Source organism: uncultured Actinomyces sp. (genome assembly GCF_963526355.1).
In the GTDB taxonomy this organism is placed as follows: Bacteria; Actinomycetota; Actinomycetes; order Actinomycetales; family Actinomycetaceae; genus Actinomyces.
This window is the reverse complement of record NZ_CAUROW010000001.1, coordinates 267009-285553: the sequence shown is the minus strand read 5'-3', so window position 1 is coordinate 285553 and position 18545 is coordinate 267009. Positions and strand designations below refer to the sequence as shown.

Genomic DNA, 18545 nt, shown 5'->3' with positions numbered 1-18545 from the left:
TGGCACGACCGACGGTGCCAATGCTGGCGGGCCAGCGGATAAGGATGCAGCAGGTGAGGAGACGAGCGGCGAGGACAGCGCCTCACTCTCGACCGACCCTGACCATGACCAAGCAGGTAGGCGCAATACGAGTGCACACGATGGGCAGCACAGCGCCGGAGAAGAAGAAGGAACTGGCGATGCTAGTAGGGGAGGAGCTGCTGAAACTGACGCGCCAGCCCTGATGCCTCACTCCATCCACCTCGCCGACACCGGCTCCGGCACTCGCCTCAGCGCCCTGCTTATCTCACCCTTCGACCAGCTAACCAGCCCCAGCCTGCACGCTGCCGCTCATGCGCACCACCTGCAGCACGTGGCTCAGCCTGACACCCCGACCACACCGCCCGCCGCTGACGATGAGCCCACAAGCCCCACAACACGAACAACGCCCACCCTGGTGGGTGAGCGTTGTTCAACATCTGGAACCACATCCCAGCCTGTTTCAACTGGGGTGGGTTCAGGTAAGAGCTTGTTGGTACCCCCACTGGGATTCGAACCCAGGACCTTGTGCTTATCAGGCACGACACGAGGTATAAGCTCGCTGCTCTAACCGCTGAGCTATGGGGGCGCGGCCTTGACGCCGGTGGCGTCGTAGGTGATCGACGCTTCCGGTTCCGGCAGGGTCCCGGCAGCGCGGGAATAGGCTACCTCAGATGTAGGCCGCGTTCGTCCCTTTTCCAGTCAGTGTTTCATCGGCTCATCTCCGAACTCGTCTTGTGGCCCGGGTGTCGGGAATCCTCGGTCTTGCCGCTAGCCTGGTTGTATGAGTCACACCTCCGCCGCATCTTCTGACGATGGACGTCAGTCCTCACGGAACAACCCGGACAACCCTCTGAGCGTCGGTGACGTTGTCGCCCTCGTGGAATCCGCTGCACCTCCAGGTCTGGCCGCATCCTGGGACTCCAATGGACTCATCTGTGGCGACCCTACGGACCCGGTACGCAGCATCCTGCTGGCCGTCGACCCCGTGACAGCCGTCATCGATGAGGCCATCGACTCCGGCGTCGACATGATCATCACCCACCACCCGCTCTACCTGCGCGGGACCGACCACGTCGCGGCCACCGACGCCAAGGGGCGCTGCGTCCACCGGCTCATCCGTGCCGGCATCGCTCTGCTCAACGCCCACACCAGTCTCGATGCCGCTTGGGGCGGGGTCGCCGATGCCCTTGCCGATCGCGTGGGTCTGACCGAAACCGTCCCCCTCGAGCCCGCCCCCGCCATCCCGGATCAAGGGATCGGCCGCATCGGTAGGCTCCCGCAGCCCGTCACGCTGCGCCGGTTCGCCGCTGACGTCGCCGCTGCCCTCCCCGACTCGGCTCCCGGCCTGCTTGTGGGAGGAGACCTTGACGCCGTCGTCGAGCGGATCGCCGTCTCAGGTGGGGCAGGCGACTCACTCCTGCAACGGGCTCGGCAGGCCGGTGCCGACGTGTTTCTCACGGCTGATCTGCGTCACCACCCTGCCTCTGAGCACCTGGAGGAAGGTCGCCCCTACCTGCTGTGCGGGACGCACTGGGCCACCGAGTGGGTTGGCCTGGAGCCCTTGGCCCAGCGCCTCCAGGAGAGCGCCCGTTCTCGAGGCTCGTCGCTGACCGCCCGGGTATCCCGCATCGTCACCGATCCCTGGACGTTGCACCTGCCCACCGGATCGGATCAGGCGTGAGAGGATCATGAGAGGATTCGCATAACCGACCTGTACGCACCTGAAGGAGCAAAGCCGTGACAAGCGCCCCCATCGCCCAGCAGCGCCTTCTCATCGACCTCCAGGACCTTGACTCCCGTCTGGCACGGTTGCGTCACGAGCGCAAGCACCTTCCGGTTCTCAGTCGCATCGAGTCGGTTGTTGAACGTCTCAAGACGAATAAACGGGCGGCGGTTCGAGCCGACGCCGCTGTCAGCGAGGCCAGGACGCAGGCGACTCGTAGTGAGGACGAGGTCGGCCAGGTCGTCCACCGCGCCGCGGTGCTGCGTGAACGTCTTCACTCCGGTAACAGCGCCGCCCGCGACCTGTCAGCCATTCAGGGAGAGATCGATCAGCTCGGGCAGCGTCAGGCGGCCCTGGAGGAAGTGCAGATCGCTGCCATGGAGGCTCTGGAGACTGCCCGCGAAGAGGTGGAGCGTCTCAGCCGGGAGGAGTCCGACATCCGTATCGCTGGACGCGAGCTCACCGCTGAACGCGACTCCGAGTTCGCCCGCCTCGATCAGGAGATCGACTCCCTGGAGAGCCGGCGGGCGGACTTGGCCGGTTCCATTGAGGCGGTCCTCCTGGCCGACTATGAGGCGGTGCGCAGTTCCACCGGGGGGCTTGGCGCAGTTGCGCTCAGGGGGCGGAGCATTGAAGGCGGATCCCTTCAGATCAGCCCCCAGGAGCTGGCGCGCATCTCCGCCGCCCCCAAGGATGAGGTCATCCACGCCGAGGAGAACGACGTCATCGTCGTACGGATGGATGTCTGAGGGCGGCTGCGCTTCGGAACCGGGACAACCTGCTCCGCCGTCTCGCTGCTATCTCGCTCCGGAGGCGATCAGCCGACGCCATCATCGTTGTTGTCGAGTCACCAGAGTGAGGACTCGCCGCCCCTGCCGGTCCGCCTCGGAGATCTCGACGTCGTCGACGCCGTTCAACCGCGCGGCGAGAGCGGCGACGTCGTCCGCGCACGCCTCGGCGGACAGGGTCTGGTCGGACACGGCACTGAGAAGAGCTCCAGTGAGCAGTCCGCGAGCCCGCTTGGCCATGTGTGAGACGACCCTACGGGTGCCATCGCCGTCAACCCGTTCCACACGTACTGTCACAACCTCGACGCCGTCACGGGAAGAGGGCTTCCACGCGGCCGCATAATCCGCCGAGCGGCAGTCGACCGTCAGTCCCCGCGTCGCCGGCTCGATCAATGACGTGGCGAGGTGCGGTTTCCAGAACGCCGACAGTCGCCCTGGGCCGGGTAACGATGTTCCCATTGACAGCCGGTGGTTCGGCACCGGGTCGGTGGGGGACAGGACGCCCCACAGTCCCGAGAAGATGACGCAGTGACGTTCCAGGACACGGCGTCCGGCCTCCTCCTCGGCGATCGAGTCAAGCCTCGCGGCCTCGTACAGGACCCCGGTGAACAGCTGATGGGCGGGGGCGCAGGGTGAGGTCTCCAGCGACAGGTTCACCTTCGCCAGCCCCGCCCCGCGCGGTCCCAGCCCCAGGATGGCCGGGCCGTCCGGACGCTGACTCACGGCGTCCAGCGCCGACATCACCTCACGGCGTGGTGAGGTCAGCCGCTCGGCATCCAGCAGCGAGGCAAGATCCAGCGGCGGGCCCTCGACCGGAGCGGTCTTCCCCTCGGAGGGGGGTAGCAGGATCAGCACCCCCACATGATAAGCCGCGCGTGATCCCTGAAGGCGAGGGCGTCGCCGCGGGCCGTATGCCTCAACGACGCATCGTGCCGCTATGCTGGTCCTCGCGGACGAGCCGACCGGGCGGCCGCGGTACCCTGGACCGCCACTGAGGCGGCCAAGGGCTGAGGAACGTCCGGGCTCCACAGAGCAGGGCGGTGGCTAACGGCCACCCGGGGTGACCCGCGGGACAGTGCCACAGAGAGCAGACCGCCCACCGGACGACGGTGGGTAAGGGTGAAAGGGTGGGGTAAGAGCCCACCAGCGCGGCGGGTGACCGTCGCGGCTCGGTAAACCCCGCCCGGAGCAAGACCGCACAGCTGGCGCGTGAAGGCTGCTCGCCCGAGTCAGCGGGTAGGTCGCACGAGGCCACTGGTAACAGTGGTCCAAGATGAATGGTCGCCACCGCCCGGGCCGGTAACGGTGGGCGGCAACAGAACCCGGCGTACAGGTCGGCTCGTCCGCTTTCTCCATGATTACCATGGGCTGTTGAACCACTGAGAGGGCAACAGGAATGGGGCCGATCAGAGAATCTGACCGACCCCATTCCTGAAAGGAACCGTGGCGTGGTGAGCCGCTCACTGAGCCTTCACAAACACCTCTTCGCCACCGGAGTAACCCAGGCTGAGGACGAAAACGGCATTGCCGTCATTCTGAGTGGCGGAGTCGACAATGAACACGAGGTAGCCGGATGCTGTGCCGCCATCACGAGGCATTGACTGGGCCTGCAACGCGTTCTTGTCGAACATGTTGCTCGCCTCCTCCGAGGTGGTCCCATTGTAGGAGTAAACGACTTTCAGGTCGGTACTGCCCATTTGGCCATTACCGTGGTAGGTGATGTCAACAGGCACACGAATATAAGTCTTGCCAGCGGGAGGCTCCTTATAGATGGATGTCCGATCGCCGTCCTTAACGGTTTCAGTGGAGACATCCCACTCGACCGGTTTGAAGGTGACGTCAACCGAGGCATTGGGGTCAGAGCCGTACTTGCCGGCCTTCACCTGAACCGCCCCGGTGGTCGGGTCGAAAGGATCGTCCTTGGTTCCAGGGCCGTTCGCGGATGAAGGAGCAGCTGAGCCGTCCGGGCTCTTGCCCGTTCCGCCGGTCTTCTCAGTCTTGGGGTCCTTCTGACCGCCGCCACCGGGCTTACCGGTGTTCTTCGGCTGAGAGGTTGTTGTGCCGGTGGCTACGGGGTCGCCTTTGTCGGATCCATTTCTGAACAGGAAGATGCCGCCGACGACCAGGATGACCACGAGGGCTGCGGCACCGGTCCAGAACCACCACTGTTGAGTGACCGGCTTGGAGCCACTGCCAGGAGCCTCCTGTCCGCTGAAACCAGCGGGTTGCCACCCACCTACCGGAGGCTGAGGACCGCCCGGAGCGCCCTGGCCCTGGAACGGCGTGGGGGACTGCGCGTAATCCATGTTGGCCGTATATGGGCTGGCTCCACCGACCGGGGCCTGACCGGCGTAGTCACCGGAAGGGGCCGACGCGGACATGCCTGTGGGGTCGGCGACCGGAGCGCTGGGCCCCGTCGGGGTGGTTGACACGGCCTGAGTCGGCGCCCATGCCGGGTCGGCCCCTGTGGCGGCGCCCGCAGCCGAGGCAGCTGATCCGCTGGAGGGGGCGGAGTCGTCAATCCAGATCTGCCAGCCCTCGGGTGCCGGTCCCCAGGCGGGGTCGGGCTGCCAGCCCGCAGGCGGCTCGAAGCCCTCTGGTGGTGCGGGCCAGTTCGGCGGTGGATTGAAGCGCAAAGCCATGTGAACCTCCGGAAGGGAAGAAAATGGGACAAAGCCCGATGTGTTTTTCGGGCAGAATCTACACGTCCGCTGCTACGAGGACGATACGTTGTCAGCACGCCTTCAGGCAACGCGAACGGCTGCTGACGGGCGCGGATGGGGAGTCCTCCCCGGGGCCTTGGGCCGTCTCAGGGCAGCGTGAGGACCTCGGCGCCGTTGTCGGTCACCACCATCGTGTGCTCGAACTGCGCGGTACGGGAGCGGTCCTTGGTGACCACCGTCCAGCCGTCGTCCCACCGCTCCCACTCGATGCCGCCGAGCGTGAGCATCGGCTCGATCGTGAACACCATCCCCACCTCGATGACGTCGTCGTGGAGGGGAGCGGCGTCGTAGTGGGGGATGATGAGGCCGGAGTGGAAGGCCTCACCGACACCGTGTCCGGTGTAGTCACGCACCACGCCGTAGTGGAAGCGCTTGGCGTAGGCCTCAATGACCCGGCCGATGACGTTGACCTCCCGTCCCGGCTTGACCGCCTTGATCCCCCGCTCCATCGCGGTGCGGGTGCGCTCGATGAGCAGCTCCGTCTCAGGATCGACCTCGCCGACGGCGTAGGTGGCGTTCGTGTCGCCGTGGACGCCTCCGATGTAGGCGGTGACATCGAGGTTGACGAGGTCCCCTTCGTTCAGACGGGTCGAGTCAGGGATCCCGTGGCAGATGACCTCGTTGACCGAGGTGCAGATCGACTTGGGGAAGCCCATGTACCCCAGGCAGGAGGGGTAGGCGCCGTGGTCGCACAGGTACTCGTGAGCGATCCGGTCCAGCTCGTCCGTGGTCACCCCTGGGGCGATCGCCTTGGCGGCCTCGGTCAGGGCGCGGGCGGCCAGTCGACTCGCCACCCGGATCCGCTCAATCGTCTCAGCGTCCTTGACCTCGGAGGCGGTCACGTGCTCGGGGCCGTCATGGAACATGTACTCGGGACGCTCGATGGATGCAGGAACATGCCGTTCAGGACTGAGGGTTCCGGGAGTGAGCGTGCCACGTGGTGCGCGGTCGGCCAGGGAGGCTGAGGATGCGGGGGAAGCCGAAGAACTCATGACGTCAGCATAGGAGTGGGCGTTCGCTTCGGGGTGCCTTCCTTCGACCTGAGCGTGGGGCCTCCCCCATTGCGTTATGAGAATTATCACTTTTGCGTCTCGCCCTTGGAGCCTCTGGAGGTGAGTCGCCTGCGCCTGTCCCAGGCGCAGGCCGGAGCCTGTCTGACGTGCTGGACCGGCTGCGTCGTCGGCGGTCTGCTCAGCCGGGGCGGAGCGACGTTCTCCCCGGACGTCCGTCACTGACGTCCGGCTGCTGCTCCGGGACCTGGTTTCAGTCGGTCAGGCGCCGAACCAGTGCTCCTCAGCCGGGAAGCTCCGCTCACGCACCGCATTGCCGTAGTCGGCGGCGGCCTGGCGCAGTGCCTGGCCGACCTGACCGAACTGGTGGGCGAAGCGCGGCGACCAGCCCGTCATCCCGGCCATGTCCGTCCACACGAGGACCTGGCCGTCGCAGCGGGCTCCCGCGCCAATGCCGATCGTCGGGATGGTGAGGGACTCGGTGACGCGTGCGGCCAGGGGTTCGGGCACCATCTCCAGGACGAGGGCGATCGCGCCGGCCTCGGCCAGTACCTGCGCGTCGGCCAGGAGCTCCTCGGCCGCCTGACCGCGCCCCTGGACCCGGAAGCCCCCGAGCATGTTGATGCTCTGCGGGGTGAATCCCAGGTGCCCCACCACAGGGATGCCCGCCTGGGTCAGCGCGCGCACGCTCTCCGCCCGGGGTCTGCCGCCCTCGAGCTTGACGGCATTGGCCCCCGCCTTCATGAGGCGCACCGCACTGGCCAGTGCCTGCTCCGGGCCGGCCTCGTAGGTGCCGAAGGGGAGGTCGGCCACCACGAGCGCGCGCGTCGTCGCCCGGGCCACTGAGCGCGTGGCCACCACCATCTCGTCCAGCTCCACCGGCAGCGTCGAGTCGTGCCCGAGCATGACGTTGCCGATCGAGTCGCCCACCAGCAGCAGATCGGTTCCGGCAGCGTCCAGGACGCTGGCAGTAACGGCGTCGTAGGCGGTGAGCATGACGAGTTTGATGCCATCGTTCTTCGCCGCGGCGAGATGATGAACGCGTACGGGCTTGCCGCCTCCGACGGCGACGGAGGATCCGTGAGGGGACTCGGGGGTAGCCATGGGCCGAGGCTACCCGAGATCAAGGAGCGGTCCGGTGCGTACCTCTCCCCGTGGGCCTCCTTCACCGGGGTGATTCTCGAAACCTGCTCGACGCACCCGCGCACTAGGCTGGTTCCGGCAAGAACGTCTCAGGCGGACGAACGGCCGGTTCGGTCACGCCGTCGGTCCACCGCCGCACCCCACGCTGAGGAGGCACCATGGACAAGCAGCAGGAGTACGTGCTCAGAGCCATTGAAGAGCGCGACATCAGCTTCATCCGCCTGTGGTTCACTGACGTCTCCGGGCAGCTCAAGTCCGTGGCGATCGCACCGGCCGAGGTCGAGAGCGCCTTCGAGGAGGGCATCGGCTTCGATGGCTCGGCCATCGAGGGTCTGACCCGTGTCTTCGAGTCCGACATGCTGCTTGCACCCGACCCCTCCACCTTCCAGATGCTGCCGTGGCGCGACGGTGCCAACGGCGTGGCCCGCATGTTCTGCGACGTGCTCACGCCTGACGGCGAGCCCGCCCGCACCGACCCACGCTCCGTGCTCGAGCGCCAGCTCGCCCGGGTCGCCGAGGCCGGCTTCACCTGCTACATCCATCCCGAGATCGAGTTCTACCTGGTTCAACGTGACGCCGACGGACGTATCCGACCCACTGACGACGCCGGCTACTTCGATCACGTGCCCGGCGGCACCGCCCACGACTTCCGTCGCCATGCCATCCTCATGCTCGAGCAGATGGGGATCTCGGTGCAGTTCTCACACCACGAGGGCGGCCCCGGCCAGAACGAGATCGACCTGCGCTTCGCCGACGCCCTGTCCATGGCGGACAACATCATGACCTTCCGCGCCGTTGTCGAGGAGGTGGCCCTCCAGGAGGGCTGCTCGGCCACCTTCATGCCCAAGCCCTTCGCGGGCCGGCCCGGCAGCGGCATGCACACCCACTTCTCCCTGTTCGAGGGCGAGCGCAACGCCTTCTACGACCCGGCCGGCCAGTACCAGCTCTCCGCGACCGGGCGCGCCTTCATCGCCGGGCTGCTGCACCACGCCCGCGAGATCACCGCCGTGACCAACCAGCACGTCAACTCCTACAAGCGCCTGTGGGGCGGGGACGAGGCCCCCAGCTACGTGTGCTGGGGCCACAACAACCGCTCCGCCCTGGTGCGCGTGCCCATGCACAAGCCCGGCAAGGCCCAGTCCGCGCGCGTGGAGTACCGCGGCATCGACTCCTCGGCCAACCCCTACCTGGCCTATGCGGTCATCCTGGCAGCCGGGCTCAAGGGCATTGAGGAGGGCTATGAGCTTCCCCCCGAGGCCGAGGACGACGTCTGGGCCCTGTCGGAGATGGAGCGCAAGGCTCTGGGGATCCTTGCCCTGCCCACCTCGCTCAAGAGCGCGGTGGCGGCCATGGAGCGCTCCGACCTGGTGGCCGACACCTTCGGCGAGGACACCTTCGAGTACTTCCTGCGCAACAAGCGCCGCGAGTACCGGGCCTACGACGCCCAGGTCACCGACTTCGAGCTCAGCCAGTTCTTCCCCCGCGTCTGAGCGGAGCAGGAGGTCGCCGTGAGAGACCAGCGCAGGAGGCGCCCGCCGGTGGGGGCTCCCTCGCGGCACAGCTCCTCGCCCAGGACCCGGCTCCTGCGAGCCGGTTTCCAGAACGTCACTCGGGCCGGGGCGCTCCTGGGGGACCCGGCGCTGCTGCCGCTTCTACCGGTCAGGGACGGGACCGACGGCGTCCGCAGCGCTGGAGGAGTCTCCGGTCGGTCCTCGACCGTTCGTGTCCGGCGGATAGAAGACCGAACGGGAGACGTGGAGATCGGACCCGGCAGACAGGAGCTCATTGAGGCCCTGTCCCTCACCGCCGACCCCGATCTGGCGCTGCTCAGTCTGGTTCGACTTGCCGAGGCCGCAGCTTCCGTCGAGGCACGCCACCACGCCTCCTTTCGCGGCGTCGAGCCCGGGTGCACCCGAACACCCGCAACCCTTCTGCGCAGTCTCCTCGGTGCGTCCGCCGCCGAGCCTCGTGAGCATCGGCGTCGTCTTCTCGCCGTCCTGGGCGCCTCCCAGGCCCTGGGCGACTTTCTTGTGGCCCACCCCGAGCACCTTACGGCTCTCGCGCCGGCCAGGGCATGGGACGCCCCCGAGGAGCCAGAGGCCCGTGAGGCGATGCGGAACACCGTGCGGGAGGTGCTGGCTGCGGGGACATCGCAGAACAGAGGCATCGACTACTCGAGCGCTTCGATCGAGTCCGCTGCCCCAGGTTCAGCGGTGGATCGGGCGACCGCGGCGCTGCGACGTGTCTACCGGGACCGTCTCACAGCCATCGTCGCCGATGATGTGACCGACTCGGGCCCGATCGAGCACGTCCCCACTGTCTGCCGCCGTATGACGGAGCTCGCCGGCGCCGCTCTGGACGCCGCCCTGCTCATCGCGCGTGCCGCCGTCGGACCTCAGGCGGACGAGGTGATCCTTGCCGTGATCGCCATGGGCAAGACCGGGGCGTATGAGCTCAACTACATCTCCGATGTCGATGTCGTCTACGTCGTCGGCCCAGCTCGGGAGCCTCGGGGAATGGGAGAGCCGAGCGAGGAGCACCTTGTGGACGTCGGCACCCGTCTGGCCACCGAGCTCGCCCATGTCGTCTCCGCCACCGCGCCCGAGCCGCCTCTGTGGCCGCTGGACACGGCGCTGCGCCCCGAGGGCAGGGACGGCGCGCTCGTGCGCACCCTCGACTCCCACCTGGCCTACTACCGGCGATGGGCCGCATCCTGGGAGTTCCAGGCCCTGCTCAAGGCCAGGGCCTGCGCCGGGGACATGGAGCTCGGTACCTGCTATGAGCAGGCGGTGGCGCCTTTCGTGTGGGAGGCCAGCCGGCGGGAGAACTTCGTCGAGGACGCCCGCGCCATGCGCCGCCGGGTGGAGAAGGAGTCCGTGCCTCGCTCGGGCGTGGACCGGCGCATCAAGCTGGGACCCGGTGGACTGCGGGACGTGGAGTTCACCGTCCAGCTCCTCCAGCTCGTCCACGGCCGCTCCGATGAGAGCCTGCGCGTGCGCGGCACCTTGGAAGCACTCGACGCGCTCAGCATCGGCGGATACGTCAGCCGGACTGATGCAGCGGCACTGAGCAGCTGCTACAAGGCCCTACGGCTCCTGGAGCACCGCAGTCAGCTCTTCCGCCTGCGCCGTGCCCATGACCTGCCGCGCAAGGAGGAGAACCTGCGCCGCATCGAGCGGGGCATCAGCGACTGCCTGGGCCGGGGCGACAGCCTGTGGGAGGATTTCAAGGACCTTCGTCGGCGTGTGCGTGCGCTCCATCAGGAGATCTACTACCGTCCTCTGCTGAGCTTCGCCGCCACCCTCAGCGCCGACGAGATGGCACTGAGCCCTCAGGCGGCGCGCGAGCGACTCGCTGCTGTCGGCTACACGGACCCCGACGGGGCCCTGCGCCACATCCAGGCCCTCACCGAGGGCGTCAGCCGCCGAGCCGCCATCCAGCGCCAGTTGCTGCCGGTCATCATCGGCTGGATCGGTGAAGGGGCCGACCCCGACTTTGGCCTGCTCTCCTTCCGCCGCCTGTCGGAGGCCATCGGAGGGTCGCACTGGTATCTGGCCATGTTGCGGGACTCGCCGGTGGCTGCGCGCAGACTGTGCCAGGTCCTCTCCAGTGCCCACTGGGCTACCGAGCGTCTCGCGGAGTTCCCCGAGTCCATCGCCTGGCTCGACGACGATGCCGAGCTCGAGCCTCGCCGCCCCGGAGCCTTGGTGGAGGAGATCGCTGCCGTCCTGCGCCGTCGCAGCCTCACTGGTCCTGATGACGCGGCCCTTGCCGAGCAGGCGCTCGAGGCGGTTCAGGCGATTCTGAGAGTGCGCGCCCGTGAGGAGGTGCGCGCCTCACTGGCCGACTGCCTGGACGGCATTGACCCCGAACGCACCGCCTCCATCCTCACCGACGCCACCGACGCGGTCCTGGGCGGGGCGCTGACGATTGCCGCCGGACTGGTCATCGCTCAGCGCGACGGTATCGAGGCGGTTGCCATGGGACCCGATGATGACGGGTGCTGGCAGGCTGCTCTCGCCCGCCACGCCGTCGTCGCCATGGGACGCCTGGGAGGCCGCGAGATCGGGTACGCCTCCGACGCGGATGTCCTCTTCGTCCATGAGGCCCGTGACGGGGTGGGTGAGGACATCGCCGCCCAGGAGGCCGAGGCCGTTGCCAAGCAGGTCATGGGGCTTCTGGCCTCAGCGCTTCCGCACCCTCTTGAAGTGGACTGCGATCTGCGCCCCGAGGGCCGTAACGGTGTCATGAGTCGCTCGCTGGACGCCTACCGCGAGTACTACGGCCGCTGGTCCGCCCTGTGGGAGCGTCAGGCGCTGCTGCGTGCCCGTTCCTGCGCCGGAGACCGCGACCTGGGCCGGCGTTTCGAGGAGCTCATCAATCCTCTGCGCTGGGCGGAGGATGGACTGCGGCCCCAGGACCTGCGGGAGATCCGCAGGATCAAGGCGCGGGTGGAAGCCGAGCGCCTGCCCCGGGGCATCGACCCGGCCCGTCACCTCAAGCTCGGCCCCGGAGGGCTCAGTGACGTGGAGTGGAGTGCCCAGGTACTTCAGCTCGCTCACGCCGGTCGGATACCCGAGCTGCGGACCACCTCGACCGTCGGAGCGCTCCAGGCCGCGGTGCAGGCCGGGGTGCTGAGCGCGGACGGCGGGGGAGAGTTGGTTGCGGCCTGGATCCTGGCCAGCCGGCTGCGCTCGGCCATCGTCCTGGGTACCGGGCGCGCCTTGGGGCCGCGCTCCCAGGTCCTCCCCACCCAGATCCGGGAAATCCGCCTGGTGGGGCGTCTCATCGGCCTGGGCACAGGCAAGGAGCGAGAGCTCGAGGACCTTTACCGTCGCAGTGCCCGCCACGCGCGCACGGTGGCCGAGCGCATCGTCTTCGCCGACGCCGCCGCTCACGGCTCCTCCGCATCAACGCCGTCGACCACCACCTCGGTGGCTCAGGAAGGCAGCGCGGACTCACCGCCGCCCCACTCAACGGGTTGGGCCCGGAACACTCGCGCACAGTCCCGTCGGGGCACCGGAGCAGCAGGCTCCAAGAGCTCCAGGCGGGCAAACCGCAACCGTGCCACCAGGAGGCGACCGGAGGGGCCCTATCCCTGGAGCTGACCGGGCGGAGACGGAACCAGCCGGATACCAGACCGACGCTACCGGGCGATGAGGATCGCACCGTCGTCGAGGGCCACCGCACTGCGAGCCTGGCAGACTTGGTGTCGTGAGGCTCATTCTCGTACGCCACGGTCGCACCTCGGCCAATGTCATGCAGGCACTCGACACCGCCTTCCCCGGAAATCCCCTGGATGACGTGGGGCTGGGGCAGGCCGAGGGGCTGCCGGCCCGCCTGGAGAAGGCTGGCCTGCTTCAGGGGCTGGGCTCGCTGTGGGTCTCCCCGATCCTGCGCGCCAGGCAGACCATCGCCCCCATCGAGACCGCCACCGGTCTGAGCGCCACCGTCGACTCAGGGCTGCGTGAGGTCCTCGCCGCCGACCTGGAGATGAACACCGACGCGCGCTCGGTGGCCTGCTACGTGGACACCACCCGAGCCTGGATGGCGGGGCGCCCCGCCTGTCGCATCCCCGGATCGCCGGAAGACGGACACGACACGCTCCGGCGCGTCGACGACGCCGTCGGCCGGATCGCCGAGCAGGCCGCCCGGGCGGGAGACTCGGCGGCCCTGCTCGTTTCCCACGGCACCGTGCTGCGCCTGTGGACTTCCCTGAGGGCCGCGGCAGGAGGCGGCGTGGACCCGCTGTGGATCGCCGATCGACCGATGCACAACACCGGGATCACCGTCGTCGACGGCGATCCCGGTGCCGGGTGGAGCCTGACCTCCTGGGATGACGGCGCCTGGGACCAGGCCTCCTGACCGGCCTGCTTTACAGGACCGAGGAGAGGAAGGCCCGGGTACGTTCGGCCTGTGGATTGTCGAGGACCTCCACGGGGTCACCGGACTCGCAGATGACGCCGCCGTCCATGAAGATCAGCTGATCGCCGACCTCACGGGCGAAGCCCATCTCGTGGGTGACCACCACCATCGTCATCCCGGAGGCGGCGAGGTCCTTCATCACCTGAAGGACCTCACCGACAAGCTCGGGGTCCAGCGCGGAGGTCGGCTCATCGAAGAGCATGAGTTCAGGGTCCATCGCCAGGGCTCGGGCGATCGCCACCCGCTGCTGCTGACCACCGGAGAGCTGGGAGGGGTAGTGGTTGAGCCGGTCACCGAGTCCCACCCGCTCCAGCAGCTCGATGCCGCGTTCACGGGCCTTGGCCTTCGGAATCTTCTTGACTAGGACTGGCGCCTCCATAACGTTCTCCAGAGCCGTCATGTGGGGGAAGAGGTTGAAACGCTGGAAGACCATGCCGATTTTGGCGCGCTGAGCGGCACGGGCCCTATCCGACAGGGCGTGCAGCTCGGTGCGACCACCGCGCTCGACCTCACGCATACCGATGAGCTCGCCGTCGACCTTGACCCGGCCGGCGTCGATGGACTCCAGCTCGTTGATGCAGCGCAGCAGCGTCGACTTTCCCGAGCCCGACGGGCCGATGAGGACCGTGACCGAGCCGGGTGGCACAACGAGGTCGATACCCCGCAACACGTGCAGCTCGCCGAAGAACTTGTGCAGGTCGCTGACCTCAACCTTCGGCGTCGCAGCTGCGGCGTGAGTGGATGTGCTCATGGGGTGACCTCCAGGAAGGGATTGTCCTTGGTGGTGTGCGCATCGAGGATGGCCTGCTGGCGGGCCGACAGCCCCCGGCCGGAGGAGGCGGAGGCCTTGTCCGAGTCGAAGCCCTTGCCGTAGTAGCGCTCGATGTAGTGCTGCCCCACCATGAGGATCGAGGTGATGATGATGTACCAGATGGCCGCGACGATGAGCAGCGGAATGATCTGGTAGGTCAACGACGCGTAGGAGTTGGTGACGAAGGTCAGATCCAGGGTGAAGGGAACCGCCAGTACCAAGGAGGTCGTCTTGAGCATGGAGATCGTCTCGTTGCCGGTGGGCGGGACGATGACTCTCATCGCCTGTGGCAGGACGATTCTGCGCAGGATCTGGCTCTTGCTCATGCCCAGGGCCCCGGCGGCCTCGCTTTGCCCCTTGTCCACCGAGTTCAGACCCGAGCGGACGATCTCCGAGAGGTAGGCGCCCTCGTTGATGCCCAGTCCCAGAACCGCCGCGACGAAAGGGGTGAAGACCGTCGTCGTCTTGAACGTGAAGAACTCGGGTCCGAAGGGAATCCCCAGACTCAGCTCCTGGTAGAGCGCGGACAGGGCCCCCCAGAACACCAGCTGAGTGTAGATCGGAGTGCCACGGAAGAACCACAGGTAGGTCAGTGCAACCCAACGCAGCACCGGGTTGGAGGACTGACGCAGGATCGCCGTGGTCACCGCCAGGATAATGCCGATGGCCATGGCCATGAAGGTCAGCAGCAGCGTCCAGCCGACGGCCTTGACCACGTGAACCTCACGCAGGAAGAACCAGACCGTGGACCAGTGGAACTTCTCATTGGTGACCAGGCCGTGGATGAGCATGGCTCCCAGTACCGTGACGATCGCGGCACTGATCCAGGTTCCTGGACGGGGGACCGGCTTGGGATTGTTGAGGACGACCTTGTCGTCGTCGGAGGCGGGTGAGGCGGTCACGGCTCACTCCTTCACTGCGGGATTGAGTTCGGCGGTGGTCAGGGCAGCGTCCTTGACGCCCCAGTTGTCCAGGATCTTCTGCCAGATGCCCTGGTCCATGAGGTACTGGACGGCGGCCTGGATCGCGGCGGTGAACTGCGGGTCCGCCTTGGAGGTCACCACGCCCTGGGGTGAGGCGTCCTCGACCTCGCCCAGGGTGACGATCTGGTCGTCGGTCAGTTCGACGGCGTACCCGGCCACGGTCGAGTCGGAGTAGGTGGCATCGATGGTGCCACCTACCAGGCCCGTGGTGGCCTCGGACTGCTTGGAGTAGGAGCGCACCGACAGGACGTCCTTGCCCGCGTCGGAGCAGTCGTCGGCGGCCTTGCGCATAGTGGTCTCCTGGTCGGTGCCGACCTGGACCCCGATGGTCCGTCCACACAGGTTGAGGTGGTCGGAGGTGTCGACGTCCTTAGGATTTCCGGCCTGGACGTTGAAGCGCGAGCCGACGTTGACGTAAGCCGTCATGTCGACTTCCGCGGTCCGTTCGGGCGTCACGGTGAAGGAGGAGATGCCGGCGTCGTACTTCGAGCCGATCGAGGCGATGATGGAGTCGAACTCCGCGGTGTGCACCGTGCCCTTGACGCCCAGGACGGCGGCGATCGCATTGGTCAGATCGACGTCGTAGCCCACGGCCTTGCCCGAGGGGTCGAGGAACTCGGCCGGTGCATAATCTGTGGATGCCGCCACGTCCAGAACGCCGTCCTCGAGCGCTCCTTGGGGTAGTTTGGCGACGATGTCGGGCTGAGCCTGGATCGAGGAGGTGTCGTAGGAGTGGATCTGCGAGTTCCGGTTCGCGTTCCAGTCAGCGGCATTGGTGCATCCGCTCGTCGCTACCAGGCAGGCTGCGGCTGCCAGGCCGAGAGCGGCGTGTCGGCGGAACCTCATCGTGGGTCGTCCTCTTCGGAGTGGTTCAAGACAGAGAAAGAATATCCATAATCTAGTATAGATATTCAATCGACGAGGGTGGCCTTCAGCACGGTATCGGCCCTGAGCCTCATGTTCAGGAGGTTCAGGGCCGACGTCTGAGCTGTGCCGACATCACAGGTCATAGTAGAGTTGGAACTCATAGGGGTGTGGACGCAGCCGCAGTGGCTCGATCTCATTGGCACGCTTGTACTCGATCCAGGTCTCAATGAGATCAGGGGTGAAGACGTCTCCCTCGGTGAGGAAGTCGTGGTCCGCCTCCAGTGCTTCCAGTGCCTGCTCCAGGCTGTCGGGAAGCTTGTCGATGTCGAAGTACTCCTCGGGTGCGAGTTCGTAGAGGTCCTTATCGATGGGCTCGCGAGGCTCGATGCGGCCGCGGATGCCGTCGATGCCCGCCATGAGAACGGCGGAGAAGCACAGGTAGGGGTTGGATGAGGGATCTGGTACCCGGTACTCCACTCGCTTGGCCTTGGGCGAGGATCCCGTGACCGGGATCCGGATGCAGGCCGAGCGGTTACGGGCTGAATAGACCAGGTTGACCGGTGCCTCGAAACCCGGGACCAGACGGTGGAAGGAGTTCACCGACGGGTTGGTGAAGGCCAGCAACGCCGGGGCGTGGGCGAGGATACCGCCGATGTACCAGCGGGCCAGGTCGGAGAGCTGACCGTAACCGCGTTCGTCGAAGAACAGTGGCTTGCCGTCCTTCCACAATGAATGGTGGGTGTGCATGCCCGAGCCGTTATCGCCGAAGATCGGCTTGGGCATGAAGGTGGCCGTCCTGCCGTTGCGCCAGGCCTCGTTCTTGATGATGTACTTGAACTTCATCATGTCATCACCTGCCGCGAGCAGAGAGCTGAAGCGGTAGTTGATCTCCTGCTGTCCGGCGGTGCCGACCTCGTGGTGGGCCCTTTCGATCTCCAGGCCGGAGGCCAGGCAGGTGCGTACCATGCGGTCGCGGATATCGGCCATCTGGTCGTTGGGGGAGACTGGGAAGTAGCCGCCCTTGAAAGCGGTCTTATAACCTTTGTTGCCGCCCTCCTCCTCGCGCCCGGTGTTCCATGCGGCCTCGGCGGAGTCAATGGCGTAGAAGGACTCGGCTGGAGAGGACTCGTAGCGCACCGAGTCGAAGAGGTAGAATTCGGCCTCCGCCCCGATGTAGCAGGTGTCAGCAATTCCAGTGGAACGCAGGTAGTCCTCCGCCTTGGCCGCGATCGAACGAGGGTCGCGCGAGTAGACCTCATCGGTGAAGGGATCCACGATCGAGAAATTAACGACGAGTGTCTTCTCCTCGCGGAACGGGTCCAGGAAGGCTGTTGTCACATCCGGGATCAGCTTCATGTCCGACTCGTGAATCGCGGTGAAACCGCGGATCGAGGAACCGTCGAACATGAGCCCGTCGGTGAGTGCCTCGTCCTTGAACGCAGCCACAGGAATGGTGAAGTGCTGCATGACGCCGGGCAGGTCGCAGAACCGCACATCGACCAGTGCGACATTCTCCTTCTCGATGAACGTCAGTGCCTCGGATGCGTCCTTGAACATATCTCCTCCAGGTGGGAACGCGCACATACTTCACGCGTATGCACTGCGGCTGGCATCGGCAACTGTATTGACCCACCCGTGACAAAGAAGTGGCGTCGGTGTTGCCTGGGTGTTTCGCGCATTCTGTGCCGAGCCTCGGGGAGACGGGCTGCTGTGCGGCGGTATCGAAGGACAGGGCGTGGGTGACCGAGTGCTCAGCGGCCGCGCATGGCACGACGGTCCGGACGCATCCGGTTGGGGTCCACGTAACTGGGGATCGGCAGACTCTTGCCGGCCATCGAGGTCAGGCGCTTCGAGACCTGGGTGATCTCAGTGTCGGTTAATGAGGTTGGCTTGGTCGGAAGCTTACGCAGCGTCTTGGACAGTTCCGCCAGACGTACTTGCCCGGCGTCTGTACCCACCTGGAGGGTGTGGGTGGGAACTGTTGACAGCAGACGGTGCACCTTGCGCTCCTCCTCCGCAAGCATGCGACGAGTGCGGGTGCTCGGCCCTTCTGCGATGAGCACGACCCCGGGACGCCCCACCAGCCTCCACACGAGGTCCTTGTCCTTGGTGAAGGCCACGGGGTCGGGCTCGACGAACCAGCCACGGCCGATCTGGTCGAGAACGGCTTTGGCCGCCCCCGGCATCCCCTCGATCTGTGCGTAGGAGGCGCGACGCACCGTCAGAGACAAGATGATCATGTCGACCATGAGAGCCAGGAGGACACTCAGGAACAGCCAGTACCACAAGGACATCCCGGTCGCGAAGGACACGGCCACACCCAGGGCCAGGCATGCGGCGGACGCTGTCAGCATCACCCATCCGACCCACGGGTAGCTGCGCCGCGAGATCGTGTAGGAGTCCTTGATGTTCTGAAGGTACTGGGCCAGCCGACGCTTCTTCTTCGGCTGGGGGGCCTGGGCACTACTCACAGGTTCACCATAGACGACGTTGGTGCGCTGGCACGCACGGTCTCGCCGTCAGCGTGGTCGACTGGTGCACGTCGCTGAAC

The 18545-nt window shown here is 66.6% G+C and carries 16 protein-coding genes, 1 tRNA gene and 1 other RNA gene; 8 read left to right on the top strand and 10 right to left on the bottom strand.

Annotated elements, in window-relative coordinates:
- Positions 1 to 224 (top strand): hypothetical protein (locus RWR81_RS01200; RefSeq protein ID WP_314453167.1); only part of this gene is annotated, 224 nt, incomplete at its 5' end.
- 288 nt (positions 225 to 512) lie between these two features.
- Here RWR81_RS01200 and RWR81_RS01195 read toward each other — a convergent pair.
- A tRNA-Ile gene (locus RWR81_RS01195) sits at positions 513 to 607 on the bottom strand.
- A 195-nt stretch (positions 608 to 802) separates the two neighbouring features.
- On the opposite strand from RWR81_RS01195, the gene RWR81_RS01190 reads away from it, so the two are divergent.
- Positions 803 to 1702: a Nif3-like dinuclear metal center hexameric protein gene (locus RWR81_RS01190; RefSeq protein ID WP_314453164.1), complete on the top strand. Its 900-nt coding sequence runs from the start codon at positions 803 to 805 to the stop codon at positions 1700 to 1702.
- A 56-nt stretch (positions 1703 to 1758) separates the two neighbouring features.
- A complete protein-coding gene (locus RWR81_RS01185; RefSeq protein WP_314453161.1) occupies positions 1759 to 2493 on the top strand; it encodes a hypothetical protein in 735 nt (244 codons plus the stop codon).
- Between the two features lie 81 nt (positions 2494 to 2574).
- On the opposite strand, the gene RWR81_RS01180 is transcribed toward RWR81_RS01185, so the two are convergent.
- The gene (locus tag RWR81_RS01180) at positions 2575 to 3393 is read right to left on the bottom strand and encodes a peroxide stress protein YaaA (protein WP_314453158.1); all 819 of its coding nucleotides are present in this window, start codon (positions 3391 to 3393) and stop codon (positions 2575 to 2577) included.
- Between the two features lie 93 nt (positions 3394 to 3486).
- Between RWR81_RS01180 and rnpB the strand changes: the two genes are divergently transcribed.
- Positions 3487 to 3878, top strand: an RNA gene (rnpB, locus tag RWR81_RS01175) — RNase P RNA component class A.
- Positions 3879 to 3992: 114 nt separating this feature from the next.
- Here rnpB and RWR81_RS01170 read toward each other — a convergent pair.
- Positions 3993 to 5174 (bottom strand): hypothetical protein, encoded by a 1182-nt coding sequence (locus tag RWR81_RS01170; RefSeq protein ID WP_314453156.1) that lies wholly within the window; start codon positions 5172 to 5174, stop codon positions 3993 to 3995.
- A 167-nt stretch (positions 5175 to 5341) separates the two neighbouring features.
- Entirely contained in the window at positions 5342 to 6247 is a 906-nt protein-coding gene (gene map / locus RWR81_RS01165) for a type I methionyl aminopeptidase (RefSeq protein WP_314453153.1), read from the bottom strand.
- A gap of 120 nt (positions 6248 to 6367) precedes the next feature.
- Between map and RWR81_RS01160 the strand changes: the two genes are divergently transcribed.
- On the top strand, positions 6368 to 6490 hold the full coding sequence (locus RWR81_RS01160; RefSeq protein WP_314453150.1) for a hypothetical protein: 123 nt from the start codon (positions 6368 to 6370) through the stop codon (positions 6488 to 6490).
- Between the two features lie 36 nt (positions 6491 to 6526).
- Here the strand turns inward: RWR81_RS01160 and panB are convergent, their stop codons facing one another.
- Positions 6527 to 7369: a 3-methyl-2-oxobutanoate hydroxymethyltransferase gene (panB, locus tag RWR81_RS01155; RefSeq protein WP_314453147.1), complete on the bottom strand. Its 843-nt coding sequence runs from the start codon at positions 7367 to 7369 to the stop codon at positions 6527 to 6529.
- Between the two features lie 197 nt (positions 7370 to 7566).
- On the opposite strand from panB, the gene glnA (RWR81_RS01150) reads away from it, so the two are divergent.
- The 3 genes from glnA (RWR81_RS01150) (at position 7567) to RWR81_RS01140 (ending at position 13273) form a co-directional block, all read left to right on the top strand.
- Positions 7567 to 8898 (top strand): type I glutamate--ammonia ligase, encoded by a 1332-nt coding sequence (gene glnA, locus RWR81_RS01150; protein WP_314453145.1) that lies wholly within the window; start codon positions 7567 to 7569, stop codon positions 8896 to 8898.
- A gap of 18 nt (positions 8899 to 8916) precedes the next feature.
- The gene (locus RWR81_RS01145) at positions 8917 to 12516 is read left to right on the top strand and encodes a bifunctional [glutamine synthetase] adenylyltransferase/[glutamine synthetase]-adenylyl-L-tyrosine phosphorylase (protein ID WP_314453142.1); all 3600 of its coding nucleotides are present in this window, start codon (positions 8917 to 8919) and stop codon (positions 12514 to 12516) included.
- A 106-nt stretch (positions 12517 to 12622) separates the two neighbouring features.
- Entirely contained in the window at positions 12623 to 13273 is a 651-nt protein-coding gene (locus RWR81_RS01140) for a histidine phosphatase family protein (RefSeq protein ID WP_314453139.1), read from the top strand.
- Between the two features lie 10 nt (positions 13274 to 13283).
- Here the strand turns inward: RWR81_RS01140 and RWR81_RS01135 are convergent, their stop codons facing one another.
- The 5 genes from RWR81_RS01135 to RWR81_RS01115 form a co-directional block, all read right to left on the bottom strand.
- Positions 13284 to 14084, bottom strand: coding sequence for an amino acid ABC transporter ATP-binding protein (locus RWR81_RS01135; RefSeq protein ID WP_314453136.1), 801 nt, complete (start codon positions 14082 to 14084; stop codon positions 13284 to 13286).
- Positions 14081 to 15046 carry an amino acid ABC transporter permease gene (locus RWR81_RS01130; protein WP_314453133.1) on the bottom strand — a complete coding sequence of 322 codons (966 nt, stop codon included), beginning with the start codon at positions 15044 to 15046 and terminating at the stop codon, positions 14081 to 14083. The genes RWR81_RS01135 and RWR81_RS01130 overlap by 4 nt, the downstream gene beginning before the upstream one ends.
- A gap of 3 nt (positions 15047 to 15049) precedes the next feature.
- The gene (locus RWR81_RS01125) at positions 15050 to 15973 is read right to left on the bottom strand and encodes an ABC transporter substrate-binding protein (protein ID WP_314453130.1); all 924 of its coding nucleotides are present in this window, start codon (positions 15971 to 15973) and stop codon (positions 15050 to 15052) included.
- 153 nt (positions 15974 to 16126) lie between these two features.
- Entirely contained in the window at positions 16127 to 17551 is a 1425-nt protein-coding gene (glnA, locus tag RWR81_RS01120) for a type I glutamate--ammonia ligase (RefSeq protein ID WP_314453128.1), read from the bottom strand.
- 194 nt (positions 17552 to 17745) lie between these two features.
- Positions 17746 to 18465 carry a DUF4191 domain-containing protein gene (locus tag RWR81_RS01115; RefSeq protein WP_314453125.1) on the bottom strand — a complete coding sequence of 240 codons (720 nt, stop codon included), beginning with the start codon at positions 18463 to 18465 and terminating at the stop codon, positions 17746 to 17748.
- Between the last annotated feature and the right edge of the window lie 80 nt (positions 18466 to 18545).

Coding starts and splice junctions, on each gene's coding strand:
- RWR81_RS01135 (WP_314453136.1), bottom strand. CDS start 14,084: ATGAGCACATCCACTCACGCCGCAGCTGCGACGCCGAAGGTTGAGGTC.
- RWR81_RS01170 (WP_314453156.1), bottom strand. CDS start 5,174: ATGGCTTTGCGCTTCAATCCACCGCCGAACTGGCCCGCACCACCAGAG.
- panB (WP_314453147.1), bottom strand. CDS start 7,369: ATGGCTACCCCCGAGTCCCCTCACGGATCCTCCGTCGCCGTCGGAGGC.
- RWR81_RS01125 (WP_314453130.1), bottom strand. CDS start 15,973: ATGAGGTTCCGCCGACACGCCGCTCTCGGCCTGGCAGCCGCAGCCTGC.
- RWR81_RS01190 (WP_314453164.1), top strand. CDS start 803: ATGAGTCACACCTCCGCCGCATCTTCTGACGATGGACGTCAGTCCTCA.
- glnA (WP_314453145.1), top strand. CDS start 7,567: ATGGACAAGCAGCAGGAGTACGTGCTCAGAGCCATTGAAGAGCGCGAC.
- map (WP_314453153.1), bottom strand. CDS start 6,247: ATGAGTTCTTCGGCTTCCCCCGCATCCTCAGCCTCCCTGGCCGACCGC.
- glnA (WP_314453128.1), bottom strand. CDS start 17,551: ATGTTCAAGGACGCATCCGAGGCACTGACGTTCATCGAGAAGGAGAAT.